The sequence below is a fragment of the Synechococcus sp. N5 genome, assembly GCF_900473925.1.
In the GTDB taxonomy this organism is placed as follows: Bacteria; Cyanobacteriota; Cyanobacteriia; order PCC-6307; family Cyanobiaceae; genus Parasynechococcus.
Genome location: NZ_UCNI01000006.1, coordinates 1 through 21,568, shown reverse-complemented (window position 1 = coordinate 21,568; position 21,568 = coordinate 1). Strand labels below are relative to the sequence as shown.

Sequence of the window (21,568 nt, the reverse complement as noted above, 5' to 3'; positions counted from 1 at the left end):
GTGGGGCTTCAGGTGGTGAGTACTTCCGCCGGATTATCGATCTCCTTCCAGCTCTGTTCCAGATCTGACACGGAAGGAAGTGGATTCTGGTTCCGGCGATAGAGCACCCGGTAGACGGGGAGGTTTTGCTCAAGCACGTAGCGCTCCCGTTCCGTGGGAACCGAAAGCGGGTTGCTGGCGCGCCAGGGACGTTGGTCCTCGGCGGGGCGGTCGAAACAGTCGCTGAGTTCGGTGAGAGCCACCATCGGCTCAATCACGTCCAGAACATCGCTCTGCAGAAACAGCTCACGGCCGGGCTGCAGGGCTGTTGCGATGGCGAGAAGAAGCGCCGGCTGCAGGACCCGGCGCTTGTGGTGCCTGCGTTTGAACCAGGGATCGGGGAATTGGATCGAGACCCGCTGCAGTCGGTCCTGCTTCAGGGCCTTCATCCAGCCTTCCAGGCTGATGTTGGCGTTGCAGAACAGGATCCGAACATTGCCGTGCTCCGAGGCGAGCGCTTCTTGATCGGCAGACGTCACCATCGGTCGGCGGATTTCAACGCCGAGATAGTTCCAGTGGGGATCACGCTCGGCCAAGCCCAGCAGGCACCGGCCACGGGCGCAGCCGATATCCAGGTGGATCGGCTGATCAGGAACGCGAAACAGCTGCTCGGCTGGTGGTAATTCAAGCGGCAACTGGAAGAAGCTGCTCAGGGGATTGACGTGCTGACGCAAGGTTCTGAAGCGGTGCGATCCGGTTCAATCGAGATTGTCAGAGCCACTGCCGGAGGAGCTGTCGGGGTCCTGGCGCAGCAAGCCCCAACAGGCGGTGTAGCCATGCAGATGTGTTGTCCCGCCGACGGGTCCGATCTCACCGTTGCAGAACGCTCCCGCCACAGGCAGGTCTGGCATCAGTTGACGCGCCAGGCTGATGTCGCCATCGGCTCGACCAAACAGCCCCTGGCCCCGTCCCAGGCAGGCCATGAGCAGTCCGAAGTGGACCGTGTCGCCAGAATCAGTTGTCGCTGCTTTGAGCAGGGCAACGGCTTCGTCCTGAGAGGCCGTGGCTTCGCGCAGGTGAAATTGCACGTTTTGGCCGGCGCGCACCCGCTCAGCAACGGCCACGGCGCCATTGTTGGGATCGACTCCGATCAGGTTGCGGATCAGGAAGGCACTCGCTTCTGAGGCTGCTCCGTTGGCGTTCAGCCGCAGGCTGCTGCGTTCCACACCGAGGAACAACGAGTGACGCACAAGTTCGCGCTCCCGTTCGCTGAGGTCGGCCAGAACCCGTTGCAGGCAATTGATGGGGCTGGCCTTGGTGCTGCCATCACTGAGTTCCAGCAACACGTTGCGCTGCACCTGCTCGATTGAGAAGACCGGGCCGATGGGGCGGCAGCCCTGAGCCACAACGGTTTCGAGCCGCCAGCTCCCCCCGATGGAACACACCACTGCGCCGGTGACGACCTGGTCATCCAGCAGCAACGATCCGTGCGGGCTGTTATGGGGTGCGGCGATGCCGCCAATCTTTTCGGCACCCGGATAGGCGTAGTCAAGCCCGCTGATCAGGTCATTGATTCCACTGCTGGTGGGGTCGATCAGCAGGATCTGGCTGCGGGCAGCCTCGGGGGTGATCCCAACCCAGTCTTGCCATTGCTTGGCGGCTCCATCCAGATCAGGCAGCTCCTCGGTGCTCAGGTGTTGAGTGGCGATCGATGCCCCCGGCAGGGAGAGCAGCGTCACGCTCAAAGCAGGTGTCTGCTCCAGTTCCGCGGCGCTGCCGTCGCCGCGGGTGCCCACCACGCCGCCACCGGTGCATCCGATCCAATGCTTTGCGCTGATCTGGGCGCGCAGCATCGGCAGCAGCCGCGGCAGGTCGGTGGCGTAACCCGTGGACGTGAAGACGAGGGCGAGATCGGCTTCGCCCCTGGATCGACCCAGTTGCTCGACCACCTCCCGAACGGCTTCGTCCAGAGACGCTTTCCCAGACAGTCCTGACCGGCAACTGGCTTCAGTGCCCCCGGAGCGGAACCAGCTGAACGGTGCGAACGGTGCCATGAAGCGGACCTTATCAACCCTGGGGCTCAGCTCGGGACGTTGATAATGGCGGCACTGTGACAGTCCCCAGTGAACGAGCTCACGTACCGCGCTCTGGTGTGGCTGACCTATCGCCTGGCCGCCACCTTTGCCGTTGGTGTGCCTCTGGTCCTGTTGATCTGGTCGGCCTGGCGTCGCGAGCCGTTGGTGCTCCGGCTGCTCGGCATCTACTGGAAGGTGGCCAGCCTGATGGCGATCAGCCTGTTACTGCTGACGGATCAGCGCCCCTTGGGCTACGCCATGGCGGTTGTCGCACCGGTGTTGATGGTGATCAGCCTGTGGTTCTGGGTCGACATCAATGAAGAGCTGGCCGACCAGCCGTCCTGGCGTCCGCTGCCCCTTGCCGTGAAGGTTTGGCGTTGGGCATTCAGTGGGTTTGCTCTCCTCAGCCTGGGTATGAGCGTGACGGGTTTGGGCTGCATGCAACAGCTGGAGTCCCCGGCATGCCTTACCTGGCTGGAAGCTCCTCAGGGCATCCATGGTCTTGCGGCCACGGTGTTCAATTTTCTGTTCGGTGGTTTGTGGACCGAGGCCGTTGCTGCCTTTGTGGGGTACGTCGCCCTGGTGGCTTATCTGGCTGGTTTGCTGCAGTGGCTGTTGGTGCGTTTGCCCCGTTACGGTCGCGTGGCGGGGGATTTTTGATGACTGACCAGGCGCTGGTTCAGGCATTGGAAGAGCGAACGCGTGTTCAGCCCCAGCGAGTTGTCCGCTTACGGGGTCAGGTCATAGATGAGCCGTTTGAGTTGCTGATCTTCCGTGGGTTCAGCAGCAGCACCACCCATCCAACCGCCTTTGACCCTGATGCCTCCGTTCTCCCTGAGGGAACCAGCCTCGATCAGGCTGAGCTGCTGCAGGGGCCCTTGTCGCCAGGTCAAGAGGTTGTCCTGGCTGGACCGATGCCGCCGAACGATCTCCTGGCTCAGGCCAACTGGTGAGTCCGGCGTTCCAGAACCCCAACACAGCGCCCACAGATATGGGGATTTTCCGGGTGCTGACCCACATCCCCCTCGTAGTGCCAGCAGCGCTCGCATTTGGTTCCCCGCGCTCGGCTCACCTCGATCGATGCGAGCTCGTCGTCCTGGCTGGCCAGCACTTCGGCCCAGGGCTCGCCGCCAATCTGCAGTTGTGAGACCAGCAGCCAGTCCCGGAGACCGTCCACCTCGGGATCCCCCGTCTCACTCAGCCAGGAGAGAGCGGCCTGGAGTTCCGGATGGCGGGCGTCAATCCGCACGGCTGCCTCAAGCGATGCGCCAAGTTCCTGACGGCCGCGGCAATCTTCAAGCACTTTGTTGACGGCGGCGCGGAGCTCCCGCAGCTCTTGAACCGGAGCGCTGAGAGCAGCATCACGCCACTCGACTGGAACCGTCGGCCATCCGCGGTGGAAGACCGATGTCTCCTCCACGGGGTAAGGAAGGTTCTGCCAGATGTCTTCGGCCATGTGGCACAAGACAGGAGCGATCAGTCCGGCCAGCCGTTCGATGATCAGGGCCATCACGGTCTGGCAGCTGCGCCGGCGCTGGTCGGCGGGGGCACTCACGTAGAGCCTGTCCTTGGCGATGTCGAGGTAGAAGTTCGACAGATCGGTGACGCAGAAGTTCTGCAGCAGCTGGAAGAAGCGGAAGAACTCAAAGCTTTCGAAGGCTTCTGTGATGTCGTCCATCACCTCGGCCGTGCGCTGCAGCATCCAGCGGTCCAGCAACGGCAGTTCCGCAATCGGGGTCGCGTCGGTTGCCGGATTGAAATCGTGCAGGTTGCCCAGCAGATAACGGCTGGTGTTGCGCACCTTGCGATACACATCGGCCAGCTGGCGCAGAATCCCGGCTCCGATCGGCACATCGGCGGAGTAATCCACCGAGCTCACCCAGAGCCGCAGCACATCGGCGCCATAGGGCGGTTCCTGTTTCTGGTTTTTGCCCCCCTCGATGATCACCATCGGGTCGACCACATTGCCGAGGGATTTACTCATCTTGCGGCCCTTCTCATCCAAGGCGAAGCCATGGGTGAGCACCCGCTTGTAGGGAGCGTGGCCATTCACGGCAACAGAGGTGAGCAGTGAACTCTGGAACCAGCCGCGGTGCTGGTCGGACCCTTCCAGGTACAGATCGGCGGGATAGCTCAGGTTGTCCCGCTGGCTGGCGACGGCAGCCCAGCTTGAGCCGGAGTCGAACCACACGTCCATGGTGTCGGTGCCCTTGCGCCACTGGTCGGCCTGGTCGGCGTAGGAGGGCGGCAGCAGATCCGCTTCGTCTTTTTCCCACCAGACGTCGGCACCGTGCTCGGCGATCAAGACCTGGATGTGCTCCAGGGTGTCGGCATTCAGCAGCACCTCGCCGTTGCTGCGGTGATAAAAGACGGGAATCGGCACCCCCCAGGTGCGCTGACGGGAGATGCACCAGTCGCCCCGCTCCTTGACCATCGATTCGATCCGGTTGCGACCGGAAGCAGGGGTCCACTCCACGGCGGCGATCGCATCCAGGGCCTGTTGACGGAACCCTTCCACGGAGGCAAACCACTGTTCCGTGGCCCGGAAGATGGTGGGTTTCTTGGTGCGCCAGTCGTAGGGGTAGCGGTGGCAATAGGCCTCCTGCTTGAGCAGGGCCCCAGCGGACTCCAGCGCCTCAATGATCTTGGGGTTGGCATCCTTGAGCACATTCAGGCCCGCGAACGGCCCGGCCTCGTCGGTGAGGTTGCCGGCTTCGTCCACAGGGCAGAGCACCGGCAGGCCGTTCTTCTGGCCGGTGTGGAAGTCGTCGACGCCGTGACCAGGTGCGGTGTGCACGAGGCCTGTGCCTGATTCGGTGGTGATGTAATCGCCCCCGATCACCACTGGACTGGTGCGATCCAGCAGCGGGTGGCGGTAGGTCAGCCCAGCGAGCAGAGCACCTTTGACGGTGGCGCGCCGGCTCAGTGGGCGCGCCAGGGTGCCGCTCAGCGTCTCGATCAGATCGGCAGCCACCAGCAGCAGTCGGCCTTCGCCGTCGTCGGTCAGGGCGTATTCGAGCCTTTCATTCACAGACACCGCCAGGTTGGCCGGCAGCGTCCAGGGGGTGGTGGTCCAGATCGCCACCTGCAGGGCCTTCCCAAGGGCGTCCGTCTCCGTGGGCAGGTCCAAGCCCTCGGCCTTGAGTGCACCCCGCAGCGCCGCTGGAAGCTCCACGGCTGGGAAGGCGGCGTAGACGCTGGGACTGGTGTGGCCGTCGGGGTACTCCAGTTCCGCTTCGGCCAAAGCGGTGCGTGAACTCGGGCTCCAGTGCACCGGTTTCAGACCCCGGTAGATGTGCCCCTTGAGCACCATCTCGCCAAACACCCGAATTTGAGCCGATTCGTACTCCTTTTGCAGAGTCAGATACGGCTGCTCCCAGTCCGCCCAGATGCCCCAGCGCTGGAAGCCTTTCATCTGGCCATCCACCTGTTTGCGGGCGTAGGCGGCAGCCTTTTTGCGCAGCTTGATCGGTGTCAGCGCCTTGCGCTGCTCCTGATCCATCGACTGCAGCACCTTGAGCTCGATCGGCAGACCGTGGCAGTCCCAGCCCGGTACGTAGCGCACTCGCCGCCCGTTCAACACCTGATATTTGTTGATGACGTCCTTCAGCACCTTGTTGAGGGCATGCCCCATGTGCAGAGCACCGTTGGCGTAGGGCGGGCCGTCATGGAGGGTGAAGGTTGGGCCGCTGTTGTTCAGGCCCAGCTCGCCGTCGATGCCGTGGTCTTTCCAGAAGCCCTGCAGTTCAGGTTCGCGTTGGACGGCATTGGCGCGCATGCCGAATCCCGTCTGCAGCAGGTTGAGGGTGTGTTTGTAGGAGGGGCGTTCCTCAGCGGCGGCGTCGCGCGTCTCCTTGCTCACGGGGTCCCTGCTCTGGCCTCGGGATTATCAGTCTTCGCCCTCTGGAGATGTGACCTTGGCGGCTTCGTCTGACGCCGTGTCGCTTGCGTCAGTGGTTTCGGGGGACTCGGGACGTACCCATTTTTTGCCCGTAACACCTGATTTGCCGGCCGGTTTGAGTTGTTTGGCGATGCCGCTGATGCCTTCGCCCACCCGGCCCGTGGTGATCAACAGTTGTTGAAGGCTGGTGCGCCAATGATCGAGCGAGGTGAACCGCTGCTGCTCGGTTTCGCTGAGGCTGTTCCAGCGGGCCTGTCCGACCTCGGATCCCAAGCGTGCGATCAACAGGCCGGCGCAGAGAACCGCCAGCATCGGCGCTCCCCGCAGACGGTCCGTGCTGGTGACCAGAACGAGACCCAGCAGCAAGACCACAGCGCCCCAAACACCATCGCGGGGACGACTGAGTTCAACGGCCAGAAGGGGAAGCAACAGGAGTGCCAGGCCGAGCAGGAGGCAGAGATCGCCGCTGAGGGTCGCAAGCATCCGAGGTGTGGCGGTCTGCTCCCATTCTGGTGCGATCTCTAAAGTCGGGGCGTTGCCCACCTGGCGGAATTGGTAGACGCGCTGGTTTTAGGTACCAGTGGCTCAGGTCGTGGGGGTTCAAGTCCCCCGGTGGGCATTCCTTTCCCTACCGTGGTTCGGGATCGTTACAGACTTGTTGCCTGACCTCCGGATGCATCAGAGCACTGCTCAACAACAGCAGCCTCGTCCGGTCGGAGTGGGCTACCGCTCGGTTCCACGCGAATTCGTTGACCCGCCGGCCTTCTGGAACCCCACCGTCGGGCTCTTTTTAGGCGGTTATGCCCTGGCGGCTCTGACCATCTGGGGCTGGTTTGTGGCGGCCTTGCCCCTGCCGGTGCTGCTTTGCACGGGCTTTCTGGCGCTGCATCTGGAAGGGACGGTGATCCATGACGCCTGCCACAACGCAGCCCATCCCAATCGATGGATTAACCAGGCCATGGGCCATGGCTCGGCGCTGTTGCTCGGGTTCAGCTTTCCCGTGTTCACACGGGTGCATCTTGAGCATCACGCCCATGTGAATGACCCGAAGAACGACCCGGACCACATCGTCAGCACGTTCGGGCCGCTCTGGCTGATCGCCCCGAGATTTTTCTATCACGAGTGGTTTTTCTTTCAGCGTCGCCTCTGGCGCCGCTGGGAGTTGATGCAGTGGGGGCTGGAGCGCAGCATTTTTGTGGTGATCGTGCTGGCGGCGGCACGCTTTGACTTCCTGCCGTTCATCTTCAACTGCTGGTTTGCCCCTGCCCTGATGGTGGGCGTGACACTGGGTTTGTTCTTCGACTACCTCCCGCATCGGCCGTTCACCTCCCGCAACCGCTGGACGAACGCCCGGATCTACCCAGGCAGGCTGATGAACTGGCTGATCATGGGGCAGAACTATCACCTGGTTCATCACCTCTGGCCATCCATTCCCTGGTTTGAATACAAACCGGCCTATGAGGCCACCAAGCCTCTGCTCGACTCCAAGGGATCTCCCCAACGGTTGGGCATTTTTGAGACCCGCCGGGATGGTTACAACTTCCTCTACGACATCCTTGTGGGAGTGCGCAGCCACAAGCCCCGCAGCGGAAAGATGAGGCGCGCAGCCCGTTTCATGCCCGGTCGGGGGCTGCGTCGCCACTGGCTCGGTTTTGTTGATCGCATCGCGATCAAAACCGAGCCCAAGCGTTGGGTGTCCCGCTGATTCGGGTTCAGTCGGCCAGGATTTTCGGAACCCGGAAGAAGTCACCCTCTCTCTGGGGTGCCTGGTTGAGAATGTCCTCCCGAACAGGGGTCGGCTGCACGCCATCGGCCCGGGTGACGTTGGTCACCTCCACGGCCCGGGTGGTTTCCGGAACGCCTTCGGTGTCCACCTGCTGGAGCTGCCCCACGTACTCGAGGATCGACTCGAGCTGACCGGTGTAGGTCGCAATCTTGTCCTCGGGCAGATCAAGGCGGGCGAGCTGGGCCACCTTGCGGACGTCGTCGCTGGAAATCTGGCTCATGACTCGCCGAGGAACGTGCGCAGATCCTCGCTCAACGCGGTGGCGGCTGTCTCGAGCAAGGCCTCACCGTGCTGGGCGGTGGCCAAGGAGGGGTGGGACCCCATGCGTCCATCGGGGTGACGGCGCCGGAAGTCGTCCGGCCCATGGATGGGGCCTGCTGGCGCGGGGTCGGGCAGCGGTCGCTGCTTGCTCTGCAGGCTGGGCTCTACAGCAAGGGTGACAGCGATTTCGCTGGGCGTGGCGTGATGGCCCTCCTTGTCGCCATACAGATCGCGCGCCTGGCGCATCACGGGGCCGGCCATGAACCAGTTGGCCAGCCGACAACGCAGCTGAGGGGCAACGGGGAGATTGCGGGTGGCGGCGGTGCCGTGGGCCTGGGCAAAGGCGGCTTTGGCCGTTGCAATGTTGCCGCCGTGGCCATTGATCACGAACACCCGTTCGAAGCCATGGCGGCCCAGGGACAACACCAGGTCGTGCAGTACGGCCAGAAGCGTTGCCGGCTGCAGGCTCATCGTTCCCGCGAAACCAAGGTGGTGTTCCGCCATGCCGAAGGCCTGGGCTGGGGTGACCAAAACGCCGGTGCGACGCCCCACCTCCAGGGCCACTGCCTCTGCTGTGAGGGCGTCGGTGCCGATGGCGCCCGTGGGACCGTGCTGCTCGGTGGATCCCAGGGGAATGATCACCCCCTTGCAGCCCTGGAGGTAGCTCTCCACCTCAGGCCAACTGCGCAGGGCGAGGCGAATGGCGTCCGTGCTGTTGACAGGACCGGGAGTTGCAGCGGTCATTCAGACAGAACCAATGCCCTGATGATCGCTCAACTCCAGCCGATCAGTGGGCGGTGCCGTTGCCGTCGTACTGATCGGTGTTGTAGTAGCCGCCGCGGGTTCCGAAGAACAGGCAGGCCAATGGAAACAGCACGATGCTTGCGAGAAGCACAGTTCCGAGGTTGAAGCTGGAGGTGGCTGCGTCCATCACCGGGCCTGAACTGGCCTCAGTTTGGTGTGGATGCGCCGCTAATGCATCGATGACGGGGCTTCTGTTGTGACTTCGCCTCCTTCCTCAGGCATGTCCAGCCACTCCCTCAGCCATCCCGTGAGCCAGATGAAGGGAAGCGTGTCGGTCAACGCCGCCAGCACCTTGAACAGGTACCCGCTGCCAATGAAGCTGATCAGCTGGGGCAGCACGGACCGTTCCGGCTGCACAGGCAGCACATGGGCGCCGTAATGGCTGATCAGCACCACCGCACTGGTGTCCACCAACTGGCTCACCAGGGTGGAGCCGTTGTTGCGCAGCCAGAGCGCCTTGCCTTTGGTGAGCTGTTTCCAGAAATGGAACAGCCGCACGTCCACGAACTGCGCCGTGAGGTAAGCCACCATCGAGGCGCCAACTGAACCGAAACTGAGCTGCTGAATGGTGCGAAAGGTGCTGTCATCGCTGCCGCTCATGCTCGGCAGCACGCCCCCCAGCCAGAGGATCAGCAGCACCCAGCCGTTGAGCAGCAACCCGACCCACACCACTTGATTGGCTTTCTGTTCTCCCCAGAGTTCGCTGATCAGATCAGTGCAGAGGAACGTGACCGGGTAGGGCAGTGCGCCAACGGCCACCACGATCGGCCAGCCACCGATGCTGCCCAGTTGCAGGAAGCGCGTCAGGCCCAGGATGTTGAGCATGCCGAGGGTTCCGAGGAACAAACCCGCCAGCACCAGAAACACCCCATCACGCCGTGCCTGGAGGTTGCTGTCCACAGCCTGCAACGTTCAAGCTGAAACAAGCGTGGCCGCCAGCCGGCAGCCTGTCATCGATTTCGTTTCGCTTCCGCTCAATTTTTTTGCCCGTCCGGCTCAGATCGTGGGCCCCGATTTGGTGGGCTGCCGGCTTGTGAAACGCCAGGCTGATGGAAGCCTGCTCTGGGGCGTGATTGTGGAAACGGAGGCGTATTCCCAGGACGACCCCGCCTGTCACGGTTACCGCCGCCGTTCACCGCAGAACGAAACCCTGTTCGGTGAGCCAGGGCGTTTTTACGTGTATGTCAGCTATGGCATCCACCACTGCGTGAACGTGGTCACCGATCGGGCCGATTGGGCCAATGGCGTGTTGCTCCGTGCCGTGGCACTTCCCGATGAATCGGAGCGGATTGCGGCAGGGCCCGGCCTGCTGGCACGTCGTTTTGGGCTTGATCGCTGTGATGACAGCCGTCCGGTGACGGGCGAACATGACGTGTGGATGGCCCCAAGGTCAGACACATTTGCCAGCCAGGATCTTGTGACAACCACCCGGATCGGCATCTCTCAGGGCGCTGCAACACCATGGCGCTGGTACCTGCGGAGCAGTCGCAGTGTCAGCAGGCGAGCTCGGGGTGATCGCATGCCAGCCAAGGCACAGTGCTGGGCGCCATCGCTGGAGTCGTCGTCATGAGTGGCTGGCCGCATCGACACGTGCTGGATCTCGCCTCGTTTTCGCGGGAAGACTTTGCTGCGGTGCTTGAGCTGGCCCAGCGGTTTCGTTCGCTGCCCGTCACTGGTGCTCGCAAACTGCCCGCCTTGCAGGGCCGTCTGGTGGCAACGCTGTTCTTCGAGCCCAGCACCCGAACCCGCAGCAGTTTTGAGTTGGCGGCCAAGCGTCTGTCGGCCGATGTGATGAGCTTTTCACCCTCCAGCAGCTCACTCAGCAAAGGGGAAAGCGTTCTCGACACAGCGCGCACCTACGTGGCCATGGGGGCCGACGTTCTGGTGGTGCGCCACCGTTCCACCGGTGTACCGCAGCAACTGGCGCTGGATCTGCAGCAGATGGGTGAGCGCACCGTGGTGCTCAATGGGGGTGATGGACTTCACAGTCATCCCAGTCAGGGACTGCTGGATCTGCTCACTCTTGCCCGGCATTTCTCACCCCAGTACCCCATGCCGGAAGCGCTGCAAGGACGCCGGATTGTGATTGTTGGAGACATCCTTCACTCGCGGGTGGCCCGTTCCAATCTCTGGGCTTTGACGGCCTGTGGCGCGGATGTGGTGTTGTGCGGTCCTCCCAGCCTTGTTCCCGAGGATTTTTCGGCTTTCGTGGATGCTCCGCCCCCAGGTCTGCTGAAGGATCCGGTGCCGCAACGGGGCAAGGTCAGCGTGGTGCGGCGCCTGGAGCATGCGCTGCCGGGCGCCGATGCCGTGATGACCCTGCGGCTTCAGAAGGAACGGATGGGCCAGCAGTTGCTCACCAGCTTGGAGCGCTATCACCGGGACTTCGGGCTGAGCCATGAGCGCATGCAGCTCTGCGGAGAGAACGTTCCCGTACTGCACCCCGGCCCGGTCAATCGCGGCGTCGAATTGAGTGGCTCGCTTCTGGATGACCCGCGCGTCAGCCTTGTGGAAGAGCAGGTCAGGAATGGCGTGCCCACCCGGATGGCCTTGCTCTATTTGATGGCAGCTTCCGAATCCGCAACTGAGGCCTCCTTGGTGTCGAGCAGCTCCTGAGTTTGGGGGAGGCTACTGAGCTGATCGGCGTAGTAATCCATCGCTGCCTTGAGGGCGGCATCGGGTTCTGCGATGGAGGGACCTTTGCCGCTGGCCATCGGGAAGTGGGCATCCTCAGCATCAAGCGCCAGATGCTGGCTGGGCATTCCGGTTAGCAGAATCGAGGCCCGTTGCCGGGTCGCCAGGGCGTACAGCCATTTGATGCTCAAGGTGATTCGGTTCTCTCGGTTGGGGATCAAGGCCAGGTGAACGATGGCCCACAGCAGCAGGCCCAGGCGTCCGGAAAATCTGAAGCCATGCAGGTCGGCGAATGCACTGGCGTGGACCCTTGCAAAGCCGCCGCCGCCGATGACCACATCCGGTGCATGACGCAGCTGCTCCGCTGGCGGTTCAAGCTCCAGGAAGTAATGGTTGCTCGCCATGTGCATTCCAACGGATTCATTCCGAAGGGCTCGAATCGCAATCTTGGTTGGCTGTTTTGAACGGTTCTGCTTCAGATCAGCTTGAACCCTTCGAGAAAGAGGCCGTAGAGAAAGCCAATACGACCAAGGTCCAGGAGCTGTTGGGGCAGCTTCAGTGATGGTTCGGAGCCGCGTCGGCGCCGGATCGTGAGTTCAGTGCCAAGAACCACCACAAGCGCAGCCACGGGGTCCATCTGCCCGAGAACGCCTGCCACTGATGTGATGGCGCTACCGATCAAAAAGCCGATGAGTCCGGCAAGGGCCAGCAAGGAAAACCGCCGCCAAGGATTGCGCGCCCATCGATCCAGCCTTTGAAATGCTGCTCCAACGTTGGTTTGCAGCCGGGTGGATTGAAGCCGTCGCACGGCACTGGTTTCAGGGGAAGAGGCAGGGTCTAAACCAGTGATCCCCATCACCCGGCCATGCCCCTGCCAGCCCCTGTTTACACCACCCGTAGGCAACCTGCAGGCATCAGACACTACGGATAGGAGATTTCAATAAAAAAACCCGGGACAAGCCCGGGCCAGGTGATGGGGATTGGCGCAGCAAAGCCAGAGCTGAAGGCTTTGACAACGGCTTGCGTTGAAAGTTATTTGGACTCAGCCTTCGCTTTTCTCGACGCCTTGCCTTCGAGAAGCTCCAGCAGAGCTTCCATTTGTGCCATCACACCCCGAACTTCGCCCGCTTCGGGAAGAAGGCCGTCTTCCATGACTCCTTGGTGCATCTCGCGCAGCTCTTGGCGGATGTAGCGCAGGTGGCTCACGACCTGCTCGCGCTTCGATTGCGACATCGGCTACGGGGGAGTTCAACACCCCTTTTACCTCATGGGGGGTCAGCTGCGGCGTGATGGGGCGCGACTTATCGCACCGGCTGCAGCCAGGAGTGTGAAGGTGAGCAGGGCTGAAGGTCGTGCCACGGTGCTGAACGCCACCAAGACAAACAGGCCAATAAATGGCAGGCGACGCTGCAAAAACTCAGTGGAGAATAGGGGATTCGAACCCCTGACCTCTGCGGTGCGATCGCAGCGCTCTACCAACTGAGCTAATTCCCCGGTCAGCCAACGCTAGCCGGCACGGCCTGCGTCAAACTGCCATGGATGGGGTCTGAGGACGGCTCGATGCTTACGCAGGAACGGCTCGAATCTTTTGACGAGGCCTCGACGGCCGAACTCGCCCGCCGGCTTGAAGAGGACGATTACCCCTCTCCTTTCGACAGCCTTTCGGATTGGCACCTGCTTCGGGCGCTAGCCATTCACCGGCCCGAACTGATCCTTCCGTACCACCATTTGGTGGACCAAGAGCCTTTTGATGAAGACTGAGCAGGCGTCGCCACTGTCGTCGCCACTGTTCGGGCGGCGTGTGCTTGTGGCCGTCAGCGGCAGCATTGCTGCTGTTAAGACGCCCTTGCTCGTCAGCGCGCTGATTAAGGCCGGCGCTGAGGTGCGCTGTCTTGTGACCACCAGTGGTGCTGCCTTGGTGAGTCCCGTGGCGCTCGCCAGCCTTAGTCGCCATCGCTGCTACCTCGAGGCCGACCAGTGGGACTCCGCCTCATCCAGGCCGTTGCACATCGAGTTGGCGGAGTGGGCGGAGTTGGCCATCGTTGCGCCCCTGAGTGCCAGCAGCCTGTCCCGCTGGAGCCAGGGTTCAGCCGAGGGTCTGCTCGCCAGTGTTCTGCTGGCCATGGAAGCTCCTGTTATCGCGGCTCCGGCGATGAACACGGCCATGTGGCGTCACCCTGCGGTGCAACGCAACTGGCAGCAGGTTCAATCCTTCCCTGGGGTGATCCCTCTCGTGCCGGCGTCCGGTCTCTTGGCCTGTGATCGCGTCGGCGATGGGCGCATGGCCGATCCGCTGTTGATTGAGTTGGCGGCTGCGTCTGTGTTCAGCCGCGGTTCGGGAATTCCTGACGTGACCCTTGATTGCTCGGGGATGACTGTTCTTGTTTCGGCTGGACCGACGCAAGAGTCCATTGATCCGGCCCGTTTCCTGAGCAACCGCAGCAGCGGCCGCATGGGTGTGTTGCTGGCGCAGGCGGCACGCCTCCGGGGTGCCACCGTTCATCTGGTGCATGGTCCATTGGATCTCCCCGACGCCTGGCTTGAAGGCCTGAAGTGCACTGCGGTGGAGAGTGCCGCCGAACTCGGTTCAGCTCTGCAGTTGGCTCAGCCCGGATCCGATGTGCTCGTCATGGCTGCTGCCGTCGCTGACCTGCGGCGTGATGCCGCTCCCCCAAGCAAGCTGGCCAAGCAGGATCTTCAGCAGGCACTTGTTTCCGGTTGGGCTGAAGTGCCTGATTTGCTGTCGAACCTGACCCGCCAACGCCGTCCCGGACAGTTGGTTCTCGGTTTCTCAGCGCTCACAGGCAGCGATGCCCATTTGCTGGAGCGGGCTGAAAGCAAGCGGCTGGCGAAGGGCTGCGATCTGATGATGGTGAATCCCGTGGACCGCGATGGTCAGGGTTTCGGGGACCAACCCAATGGAGGCTGGTTGCTTGGAGATGGCTGGAGGCGAGAGCTGCCTGTGACGGCAAAGCTCTCTCTGGCCCATCAATTGCTAGATGCTCTGGTTGAGGCTCGGGATCAGGCCGCGGCGTCGATGGAGTCCTGACCGAGCAGGTCGATGAAGGTGCGCAGTTGAAGACGAGGGATGTAGGGCCAGCCTCCGTTTTTCTCCATTCCCTGCAGAAGTGTGAACAATTTCTGGCGGTTTTCTGGAAGGCTTTGACGAAACGGACCGTCCTGAACGTCGCGATGCAGGGCCTCAAGCTCACGCAGCAGGGTGAGCAGTGCTTCGGGATTTCCCCTCAACTCCTCTGCCAGCTCGCCCAGGGCGGCCAGTGCCGGAGCCATCCGTGCCTGGGTCGAATCGGGATCGTTGGATGTCACGCGCTTTCGACAAGTTGTTGAGAGCTGCAAAAGGCTAGCCCTGACGTCATTTTTCGCCCTGTAAGATCCAGATCTGACGGCATTCCGTCCCCATTAGCGTTCAGCCGATCGGCTCCTTCCATGCGCATTCGTCCTCTGCTGGCCGTCGTGCTGGCGCTCTGCCTCGCGTTCTTCACCACGGCCTGCAGTGGCGACAGTGATGCAGTTCAGCGTGGTGGATCCAACGTCACCTACGACGACATCCACAACACCGGCAAAGCCAACGATTGCCCCACGATCGGGGATTCAGCCCGGGGCTCGATTCCTCTGACGGCCGGTGGCAGCTACGAGCTGCGTGAGATCTGCATGCACCCCGTGCAGGTCTATGCCAAGGAGGAGCCCAAGAACATTCGTCAGCAAGCTGAGTTTGTTGAGGGCAAGATCCTCACCCGGTACACCTCCAGCCTCGATTCAGTTTTTGGCGATCTGAAGGTGACGGAAGCCGGCCTGCAATTCCAGGAGAAAGGTGGCATCGACTTCCAGCCGATCACCGTTCTGGTGCCCGGTGGCGAAGAGTTCCCCTTCACGTTCTCCAGCAAGTCCCTCAATGCCACTGCTGAGGGCTCGGCTCTGACCACCAGCACCGACTTTGAAGGCACTTATCGCACCCCCAGCTACCGCACCAGCAACTTCATTGATCCCAAGGGTCGGGCTCTGACGACTGGTGTTCAGTACGCCCAGGGTCTTGTGGCACTTGGTGGTGATGACGAACAGCTCGAGAAGGACAACAACAAGCGCTACATCGATGGTGTGGGAACCATGAGCCTCTCCATCACCAAGGTTGATCCTGAAACTGGAGAATTCGCTGGTGTGTTCAGCGCCATCCAGCCCTCCGACTCCGACATGGGTGGTCGTGAAGTGGTCGACATCAAGATCACTGGCGATCTCTACGGCCGTCTTGAAGAGGCTTGATCGAAGTCATCACAACAGGTTGTAAGGGGGCTTAGGCCCCCTTTTTTGTGGCCCATTGCAATCCTCTGGCGATCTGGGAGAATCGCCCGATCTTTCCATGCAGCCATGACCGCCAGTGCTTCAGCTCCTGCCCAGCGATCCGGTGTGATTGCTCCCTACGGCGGAACGCTGGTTGATCTGATGGTGGCCGAGGCGGATCGTGCCGCTGTGAAAGCCACGGCGACCAAAACGATCGAGTGTTCCGATCGCAACGCCTGTGATGTGGAGCTGCTGTGTGTTGGTGGCTTCTCTCCCCTGCGTGGCTTCATGCACCAGGAGGACTACGACGCCGTGGTCAGTGGGCATCGTCTGGCTGCTGGCCAGCTGTTCGGTCTGCCGATCGTGATGGACACCGACCGCGATGACGTGGTGGTGGGCGACAAGCTGCTGCTCACCTACAAGGGTCAGGACCTGGCCGTCCTCGAGGTGGAGGACAAGTGGGAACCCAACAAAGTGGCTGAAGCCAAGGGCTGCTACGGCACCACCTCCATCGAGCACCCTGCGGTTCGGATGATCACGATGGAGCGCAAGCGCTTCTATCTGGGTGGAAGCCTCCAGGGTCTTGCTCTGCCCGAGCGGGTGTTCCCCTGCAAGACCCCTGCTGAGGTGCGTGCAGGCCTGCCCGAAGGTGAGGACGTGGTGGCGTTCCAGTGCCGTAACCCCATTCACCGCGCGCACTACGAACTGTTCACCCGTGCCCTGCATGCACAGAACGTCAGTGACAACGCTGTGGTGCTCGTTCATCCCACCTGCGGTCCCACTCAGCAGGACGACATCCCTGGTGCCGTTCGCTTCCAGACCTATGAACGTCTGGCGGCCGAAGTGAACAACGACAGCATTCGCTGGGCCTACCTGCCCTACGCCATGCACATGGCCGGTCCGCGTGAAGCGCTGCAGCACATGATCATCCGCCGCAACTACGGATGCACCCACTTCATCATTGGCCGGGATATGGCCGGCTGCAAATCGTCTCTCACCGGTGACGATTTCTATGGCCCTTACGACGCTCAGAACTTCGCGAAGGAGTGTGCCCCCGAGCTCACGATGGAAACCGTTCCCTCCCTGAACCTCGTTTACACCCAGGAAGAGGGCTATGTGACCGCCGAGCATGCTGAAGCGCGTGGCCTGCACGTGAAGAAGCTCAGCGGCACCCAGTTCCGCAAGATGCTGCGCGGTGGTGAGGAGATCCCCGAGTGGTTCGCCTTCAAGAGCGTGGTTGAGGTGCTCCGCGCCGCCTGAAGACTGAGAACCCGTTTAACATTCCTTCATCTACGAGGCGACCTGTGAACAAGCGTTGGCGAAATATCGGTCTCGGAGCCCTCTTGGTTCTGGCGATCGTTGTGATTGCACCAGCGTTCTTTGGTGGCGGCGGTGGTAGCCAGCCCCAGGTGAACACCATCCGCTACAGCGAGTTCGTTGAGGCGGTGAAGGATGATCAAATCAGCCGTGTGCTGATTTCTCCTGATCAAGGCACCGCCCAGGTCGTTGAAAACGACGGCCGTCGTGCCCAGGTAAACCTGGCCCCCGATCGTGAGCTGCTCGGTTTGCTGACCGAACACAGCGTTGATATCGCCGTGCAGCCCTCCCGTCAGACCCCTGGCTGGCAGCAGGCTGCTGGAAGTCTGATCTTCCCTCTGCTGCTGCTTGGTGGTCTGTTCTTCCTCTTCCGGCGCGCCCAGGGTGGAGGTGGCGGCAACCCAGCCATGCAGTTCGGCAAGAGCAAAGCGCGGGTTCAGATGGAGCCCTCCACCCAGGTGACCTTCACCGATGTGGCCGGCATTGAAGGGGCGAAGCTTGAGCTGACCGAGGTGGTCGACTTCCTCAAGAACCCCGATCGCTTCACGGCCGTCGGCGCCAAGATCCCCAAGGGTGTTCTGCTTGTGGGGCCTCCTGGCACCGGTAAGACCCTTCTCGCCAAGGCTGTGGCCGGTGAAGCAGGTGTTCCCTTCTTCTCGATCTCTGGTTCTGAGTTCGTTGAGATGTTTGTTGGTGTTGGTGCCAGCCGCGTTCGCGACCTCTTCGAGCAAGCCAAGAAAAACGCTCCCTGCATCGTCTTCATCGACGAGATCGATGCCGTTGGCCGCCAGCGGGGTGCAGGCCTCGGCGGTGGTAACGACGAGCGTGAGCAAACGCTGAACCAGCTCCTGACGGAGATGGATGGTTTCGAGGGCAACACCGGGATCATCATTGTGGCGGCCACCAACCGCCCGGACGTGCTCGATGCCGCTCTGATGCGCCCCGGACGTTTCGATCGTCAGGTCACCGTTGATCGGCCTGACTATTCCGGACGTCTACAAATTCTTGGCGTTCACGCTCGCGGCAAGACCCTCGCCAAGGACGTCGATCTCGACAAGGTTGCCCGCCGGACGCCTGGTTACACCGGTGCCGATCTCGCCAACCTTCTCAACGAAGCCGCCATCCTTGCGGCCCGTCGCGAGCTCACCGAAGTGAGCAACGACGAGATCAGCGATGCCATCGAACGGGTGATGGCGGGCCCGGAGAAGAAGGACCGTGTGATGAGCGAGCGCCGCGCTCGCCTGGTGGCCTATCACGAGGCTGGTCATGCCCTTGTGGGTGCTCTGATGCCGGACTATGACCCGGTTCAGAAGATCTCGATCATTCCCCGCGGTAATGCTGGCGGTCTGACCTTCTTCACCCCCAGTGAAGAGCGAATGGAATCAGGTCTCTACTCCCGGGCCTACCTCCAGAACCAGATGGCTGTTGCCCTTGGCGGTCGGGTGGCTGAAGAGATTGTCTACGGTGAAGATGAGGTCACCACTGGTGCATCCAACGACCTCCAGCAGGTTGCGTCCACTGCGCGTCAAATGATCACCCGCTTCGGCATGAGCGATGAGCTGGGTCCTGTTGCCTTGGGGCGCGCGCAGGGTGGCATGTTCCTTGGCCGCGACATCGCTGCGGAGCGTGACTTCTCCGAGGAAACCGCCGCCATGATCGATAAAGAGGTATCTGAGCTGGTCGATGTGGCCTACAAGCGCGCCACCAAGGTTCTGGTCGACAACCGAGCCGTTCTGGATGAATTGGCTGAGATGCTCGTTGAGCAGGAGACTGTTGATGCTGAAGAGCTTCAGGAGCTGCTGATTAAACGTGACGTCCGGGTCGCCGAATACGTCTGATTTCGATTCGTTTTCCAACCTTTGGCTGGTGCGGCAGGAGCTCTTGGTGGCATCCCTGCAGCATCAGCCTCTTTTGTTGGTGATTCGGCCTGAGCCCGACGACCTCGCGGCTTCAGGCTCTGGTTTGTTGGACCAGGTGAAGCAGCTTCACGCTGCAGGACTTCGACATCTCGAAGTGGCCTGGGTTGACCAGCCAGGCTGGATGAGGTTCATGCAACGGGTGCAAGACCATTGCCCTGGTCTGAATCTGGGGGCGGCTTCGGTGACGGTCTCCAAGTCGCTCAACGATCTATCGCGGCTTGATCTCAGCTACGCCATGGCACCGTGCTGGTGCCCTGAGCTCGTGGAGCAGGCCAGAGAGCTTGGTGTTTTGCTGGTGCCTGGGGTCTTCAGCCCCACGGAGGTTCAGCAGGCCATGCAGTTCGGCTGTCGTGTCGTCAAGCTGTTTCCCGCTGCCAATCTGGGGCCTGGTTACTGGAGCCGCTTGCAGGCGCCCCTTGGCCCCCTGCCCTTCGTGATTGCCGCTGGTGGTCTCGAGGTAAGCGACCTCCCCGTATGGCTGGAGGCTGGTCATGGCGCCGTGGCTCTGGGCCGCAGGGTGGTCGGATCGGCGCCTGCCTTCCAGGCACTTCTCGACTGGTTGCGTCAATCGACAAGCCAGCGTTGACGCCAACGGCTGGTCGACATGCGTCCAAAATGCTACAGATGAGATAGCTATCCAACTGCGTCATGTCGCAGCTCACGATCAAGCTCAGCGACAAGGCCGATGCCCTGATCGCTCAGCTTCAGAAGGAGATTTTCAATCGTCGGCGCAAGAAGGTGTCGGCTGCTGGAGTCGTGGAGACCCTGGTGGAGAGCGGAGCAAAATCGCAGTCTGACAAGCGTTTTGCCACGTCCTGGACGAACCTGATCAAGGACATTGAAAAGGCGGCCAAGCTTTCCTACGCCCATGGCAGCAAGCCATCCACCCTCAGTGATGAGGAGTGGGCCCTGGTGTTGAGTCATCGCAGCCGTGGGAGCGCCGGTCGTGCACGCCGGACGGTGAAGAAAACGTTGGCTGCCAAGAAACCAGCCTCAGCCAAGGCTCAGGCCAGCAAAAAGCCCGCCCGCCGCACCCGGACCCGCAGCGCGGCAAAGACGAAAACGGCCGCAGCGGCGGTGAGCTCCAGCTCAGCGGTGAGTTCCGTCTGAACTGATGAAAGGGTGGTGCTCACCAAAGGCTGCATTGCCCCTGCTGCCTCAGTAGGTGATCAGCCAGAACGAGTGCCACCATCGCTTCCACCATCGGTACGGCCCGCGGTAGAACGCAGGGGTCGTGCCGTCCTTTCCCAGCGAGTGTGGTGGCCTTGCCATCGGAATCGATGGTCTGCTGCTCTTTGCGGATCGTGGCCGTTGGCTTGAAGGCCACTCGGATCACAATCGGCTCACCATTGCTGATCCCTCCCTGGATGCCCCCGGAGTTGTTGGTGGAGGTCTTCAGTCGACCATCGTCGCTCGGCACAAAGGCGTCGTTGTGCTCGCTGCCTTTCAACAGCGTTCCATCGAAACCGGACCCAATTTCAAATCCTTTGGTGGCCGGCAACGACATCACAGCTTTGGCGAGGTCGGCTTCGAGTTTGTCGAACACCGGCATGCCCAGACCAATGGCGGGATGGCGCACCACGCATTCGATCACCCCGCCGCAGGAATCACCTTCGCGGCCAATGGCTTCGATGCGCTCAATCATCCGCTCGGCGATCGTTGGCTCGGGACACCGAACGATGTTGGCCTCCACATCACTCAGCTGAACCTGCTGTGGGTCGATGCCGGAGGCTTCGATGGTGTGGATCCGCTTCACCCAGGCGAGGATTTCAGTACCTGCTGCTTGTTTCAGCAGTTGTTTGGCGATCGCACCTGCAGCGACACGGCCGATGGTTTCCCGCGCTGATGCACGTCCACCACCGCTGCGGGCCTGGATTCCATACTTCGCCTGGTAGGTGGCATCGGCATGGGAGGGCCGAAAGGCGACCGCCATGTCCTTGTAATCCCCGGGCCGTTGGTCCTTGTTCCGCACGACCATGGCAATCGGGGTGCCAAGCGTGGTTTCGCCATCCAGCAGGCCACTGAGAATTTCCACCTGGTCCGCTTCCTTGCGCGGTGTGGTGATGTGGCTTTGGCCTGGCTTGCGTCGGTCCAGTTCGGCCTGAATCGACTCGACGCTGAGGTTGAGCCGTGGTGGACAGCCCTCAACGATGACACCCACCCCTCCCCCGTGGGATTCACCGAAGGTGCTGATCCGGAAGAGGTCGCCGAAGCTGCTGCCCATGGCCATTGATCGATGCAGTGAGGCTACGAAGCCATCGGTTCAGATCAACTCCGGATGGGGCAATTTCGGACGTTCTGTCGTGGGATGCTGCCGGGCCATTTCGAAATCACAGAACTCAAATCCCGGCCCGACACAACAGCTCATCAACGAGTAGTCACCAAGACTCCGCGCCGCCTGCCAGGTGTTGGCGGGAACCACCTGGATGGGGTTGGACGCATGCAAAGCATCACGTTTCAGCCCTGTGCCATCGCCCTGGCATTGAAAGAGCTCCAGCGTGGCCCCATCAATGTGCGTCCAGACTTCGTCTCCACCGATCACCCGATGCCAGCAACTGACGGCACCGGTGGGCAGCAAAAACAGAATGGCCGTCAA

The 21,568-nt window shown here is 61.7% G+C and carries 27 protein-coding genes and 2 tRNA genes; 13 read left to right on the top strand and 16 right to left on the bottom strand.

Going from position 1 to position 21,568, the window contains the following annotated elements:
* Positions 1-8: 8 nt before the first annotated feature.
* Positions 9-713 carry a tRNA (guanosine(46)-N7)-methyltransferase TrmB gene (gene trmB, locus DXY03_RS05515; RefSeq protein ID WP_115009543.1) on the bottom strand — a complete coding sequence of 235 codons (705 nt, stop codon included), beginning with the start codon at positions 711-713 and terminating at the stop codon, positions 9-11.
* Positions 714-737: 24 nt separating this feature from the next.
* Entirely contained in the window at positions 738-2,033 is a 1,296-nt protein-coding gene (locus DXY03_RS05510) for an FIST N-terminal domain-containing protein (RefSeq protein WP_115009542.1), read from the bottom strand.
* 69 nt (positions 2,034-2,102) lie between these two features.
* Here DXY03_RS05510 and DXY03_RS05505 point away from each other — a divergent pair, with 69 nt between their 5' ends.
* Both DXY03_RS05505 and DXY03_RS05500 read left to right on the top strand, forming a co-directional pair.
* Complete coding sequence (locus tag DXY03_RS05505) at positions 2,103-2,714, top strand: DUF3177 family protein (RefSeq protein WP_115009541.1); 612 nt, start codon at positions 2,103-2,105, stop codon at positions 2,712-2,714.
* On the top strand, positions 2,714-3,007 hold the full coding sequence (locus DXY03_RS05500) for a hypothetical protein (protein ID WP_115009540.1): 294 nt from the start codon (positions 2,714-2,716) through the stop codon (positions 3,005-3,007). The genes DXY03_RS05505 and DXY03_RS05500 overlap by 1 nt, the downstream gene beginning before the upstream one ends.
* Here the strand turns inward: DXY03_RS05500 and ileS are convergent.
* Both ileS and DXY03_RS05490 read right to left on the bottom strand, forming a co-directional pair.
* Entirely contained in the window at positions 2,992-5,916 is a 2,925-nt protein-coding gene (gene ileS / locus DXY03_RS05495; protein WP_115009539.1) for an isoleucine--tRNA ligase, read from the bottom strand. The genes DXY03_RS05500 and ileS overlap by 16 nt on opposite strands.
* Positions 5,917-5,943: 27 nt before the next feature.
* On the bottom strand, positions 5,944-6,438 hold the full coding sequence (locus DXY03_RS05490) for a Ycf66 family protein (RefSeq protein WP_115009538.1): 495 nt from the start codon (positions 6,436-6,438) through the stop codon (positions 5,944-5,946).
* 54 nt (positions 6,439-6,492) lie between these two features.
* Here DXY03_RS05490 and DXY03_RS05485 point away from each other — a divergent pair.
* Both DXY03_RS05485 and crtR read left to right on the top strand, forming a co-directional pair.
* Positions 6,493-6,574, top strand: a tRNA-Leu gene (locus tag DXY03_RS05485).
* Positions 6,575-6,628: 54 nt separating this feature from the next.
* Positions 6,629-7,660, top strand: a complete 1,032-nt coding sequence (crtR, locus tag DXY03_RS05480) for a beta-carotene hydroxylase (protein ID WP_115009537.1) — start codon at positions 6,629-6,631, stop codon at positions 7,658-7,660.
* Between the two features lie 7 nt (positions 7,661-7,667).
* Here crtR and gatC read toward each other — a convergent pair whose 3' ends face one another.
* The 4 genes from gatC to DXY03_RS05465 are packed head-to-tail and all read right to left on the bottom strand — an operon-like array spanning position 7,668 to position 9,706.
* Entirely contained in the window at positions 7,668-7,961 is a 294-nt protein-coding gene (gene gatC, locus DXY03_RS05475; RefSeq protein WP_115009536.1) for an Asp-tRNA(Asn)/Glu-tRNA(Gln) amidotransferase subunit GatC, read from the bottom strand.
* Positions 7,958-8,746, bottom strand: a complete 789-nt coding sequence (locus tag DXY03_RS05470) for a creatininase family protein (protein WP_115009535.1) — start codon at positions 8,744-8,746, stop codon at positions 7,958-7,960. The genes gatC and DXY03_RS05470 overlap by 4 nt, the downstream gene beginning before the upstream one ends.
* Positions 8,747-8,789: 43 nt before the next feature.
* Positions 8,790-8,933 (bottom strand): hypothetical protein, encoded by a 144-nt coding sequence (locus DXY03_RS12240; RefSeq protein ID WP_170950905.1) that lies wholly within the window; start codon positions 8,931-8,933, stop codon positions 8,790-8,792.
* 41 nt (positions 8,934-8,974) lie between these two features.
* On the bottom strand, positions 8,975-9,706 hold the full coding sequence (locus tag DXY03_RS05465) for a queuosine precursor transporter (RefSeq protein ID WP_170951995.1): 732 nt from the start codon (positions 9,704-9,706) through the stop codon (positions 8,975-8,977).
* Positions 9,707-9,734: 28 nt separating this feature from the next.
* Here DXY03_RS05465 and DXY03_RS05460 point away from each other — a divergent pair, with 28 nt between their 5' ends.
* Positions 9,735-10,376, top strand: coding sequence for a DNA-3-methyladenine glycosylase (locus DXY03_RS05460; protein ID WP_115009534.1), 642 nt, complete (start codon positions 9,735-9,737; stop codon positions 10,374-10,376).
* A complete protein-coding gene (locus DXY03_RS05455) occupies positions 10,373-11,422 on the top strand; it encodes an aspartate carbamoyltransferase catalytic subunit (RefSeq protein ID WP_115009533.1) in 1,050 nt (349 codons plus the stop codon). Before DXY03_RS05460 ends, DXY03_RS05455 begins: the two co-directional genes overlap by 4 nt.
* Here the strand turns inward: DXY03_RS05455 and DXY03_RS05450 are convergent.
* The 5 genes from DXY03_RS05450 to DXY03_RS05435 form a co-directional block, all read right to left on the bottom strand.
* A complete protein-coding gene (locus DXY03_RS05450) occupies positions 11,362-11,844 on the bottom strand; it encodes a hypothetical protein (protein WP_179948701.1) in 483 nt (160 codons plus the stop codon). The two genes, DXY03_RS05455 and DXY03_RS05450, sit on opposite strands and share 61 nt — an antisense overlap.
* Before the next feature lie 71 nt (positions 11,845-11,915).
* Complete coding sequence (locus DXY03_RS05445) at positions 11,916-12,248, bottom strand: DUF565 domain-containing protein (RefSeq protein ID WP_244272334.1); 333 nt, start codon at positions 12,246-12,248, stop codon at positions 11,916-11,918.
* 224 nt (positions 12,249-12,472) lie between these two features.
* Entirely contained in the window at positions 12,473-12,673 is a 201-nt protein-coding gene (locus DXY03_RS05440; RefSeq protein WP_011363323.1) for a hypothetical protein, read from the bottom strand.
* Between the two features lie 42 nt (positions 12,674-12,715).
* Positions 12,716-12,853, bottom strand: a complete 138-nt coding sequence (locus tag DXY03_RS12480) for a hypothetical protein (protein WP_206749726.1) — start codon at positions 12,851-12,853, stop codon at positions 12,716-12,718.
* A gap of 8 nt (positions 12,854-12,861) precedes the next feature.
* Positions 12,862-12,934 (bottom strand) — tRNA-Ala (locus tag DXY03_RS05435).
* A gap of 45 nt (positions 12,935-12,979) precedes the next feature.
* Between DXY03_RS05435 and DXY03_RS05430 the strand changes: the two genes are divergently transcribed.
* Complete coding sequence (locus DXY03_RS05430; RefSeq protein WP_115009531.1) at positions 12,980-13,201, top strand: DUF2555 domain-containing protein; 222 nt, start codon at positions 12,980-12,982, stop codon at positions 13,199-13,201.
* Positions 13,191-14,489: a bifunctional phosphopantothenoylcysteine decarboxylase/phosphopantothenate--cysteine ligase CoaBC gene (coaBC, locus tag DXY03_RS05425; RefSeq protein WP_115009530.1), complete on the top strand. Its 1,299-nt coding sequence runs from the start codon at positions 13,191-13,193 to the stop codon at positions 14,487-14,489. Before DXY03_RS05430 ends, coaBC begins: the two co-directional genes overlap by 11 nt.
* Here coaBC and DXY03_RS05420 read toward each other — a convergent pair.
* Positions 14,462-14,767 (bottom strand): hypothetical protein, encoded by a 306-nt coding sequence (locus DXY03_RS05420; protein WP_006850908.1) that lies wholly within the window; start codon positions 14,765-14,767, stop codon positions 14,462-14,464. The genes coaBC and DXY03_RS05420 overlap by 28 nt on opposite strands.
* Positions 14,768-14,887: 120 nt before the next feature.
* Here DXY03_RS05420 and DXY03_RS05415 point away from each other — a divergent pair, with 120 nt between their 5' ends.
* The 5 genes from DXY03_RS05415 to DXY03_RS05395 all read left to right on the top strand — a co-directional run bounded on the left by DXY03_RS05415 (position 14,888) and on the right by DXY03_RS05395 (position 20,082).
* On the top strand, positions 14,888-15,718 hold the full coding sequence (locus tag DXY03_RS05415; protein WP_115009529.1) for a photosystem II manganese-stabilizing polypeptide: 831 nt from the start codon (positions 14,888-14,890) through the stop codon (positions 15,716-15,718).
* Between the two features lie 105 nt (positions 15,719-15,823).
* Positions 15,824-16,996, top strand: coding sequence for a sulfate adenylyltransferase (sat, locus tag DXY03_RS05410; RefSeq protein WP_115009528.1), 1,173 nt, complete (start codon positions 15,824-15,826; stop codon positions 16,994-16,996).
* A gap of 44 nt (positions 16,997-17,040) precedes the next feature.
* On the top strand, positions 17,041-18,891 hold the full coding sequence (ftsH, locus tag DXY03_RS05405) for an ATP-dependent zinc metalloprotease FtsH (protein WP_006851961.1): 1,851 nt from the start codon (positions 17,041-17,043) through the stop codon (positions 18,889-18,891).
* A 28-nt stretch (positions 18,892-18,919) separates the two neighbouring features.
* Positions 18,920-19,558 (top strand): bifunctional 4-hydroxy-2-oxoglutarate aldolase/2-dehydro-3-deoxy-phosphogluconate aldolase, encoded by a 639-nt coding sequence (locus DXY03_RS05400; RefSeq protein ID WP_244272333.1) that lies wholly within the window; start codon positions 18,920-18,922, stop codon positions 19,556-19,558.
* 62 nt (positions 19,559-19,620) lie between these two features.
* Entirely contained in the window at positions 19,621-20,082 is a 462-nt protein-coding gene (locus DXY03_RS05395; RefSeq protein ID WP_115009526.1) for a hypothetical protein, read from the top strand.
* 19 nt (positions 20,083-20,101) lie between these two features.
* Here DXY03_RS05395 and aroC read toward each other — a convergent pair whose 3' ends face one another.
* Positions 20,102-21,196 (bottom strand): chorismate synthase, encoded by a 1,095-nt coding sequence (gene aroC, locus DXY03_RS05390; RefSeq protein ID WP_115009954.1) that lies wholly within the window; start codon positions 21,194-21,196, stop codon positions 20,102-20,104.
* A 39-nt stretch (positions 21,197-21,235) separates the two neighbouring features.
* Positions 21,236-21,568, bottom strand: a 333-nt coding sequence (locus tag DXY03_RS05385) for a cupin domain-containing protein (protein WP_136987651.1), incomplete at its 5' end; no start/stop codon positions are given.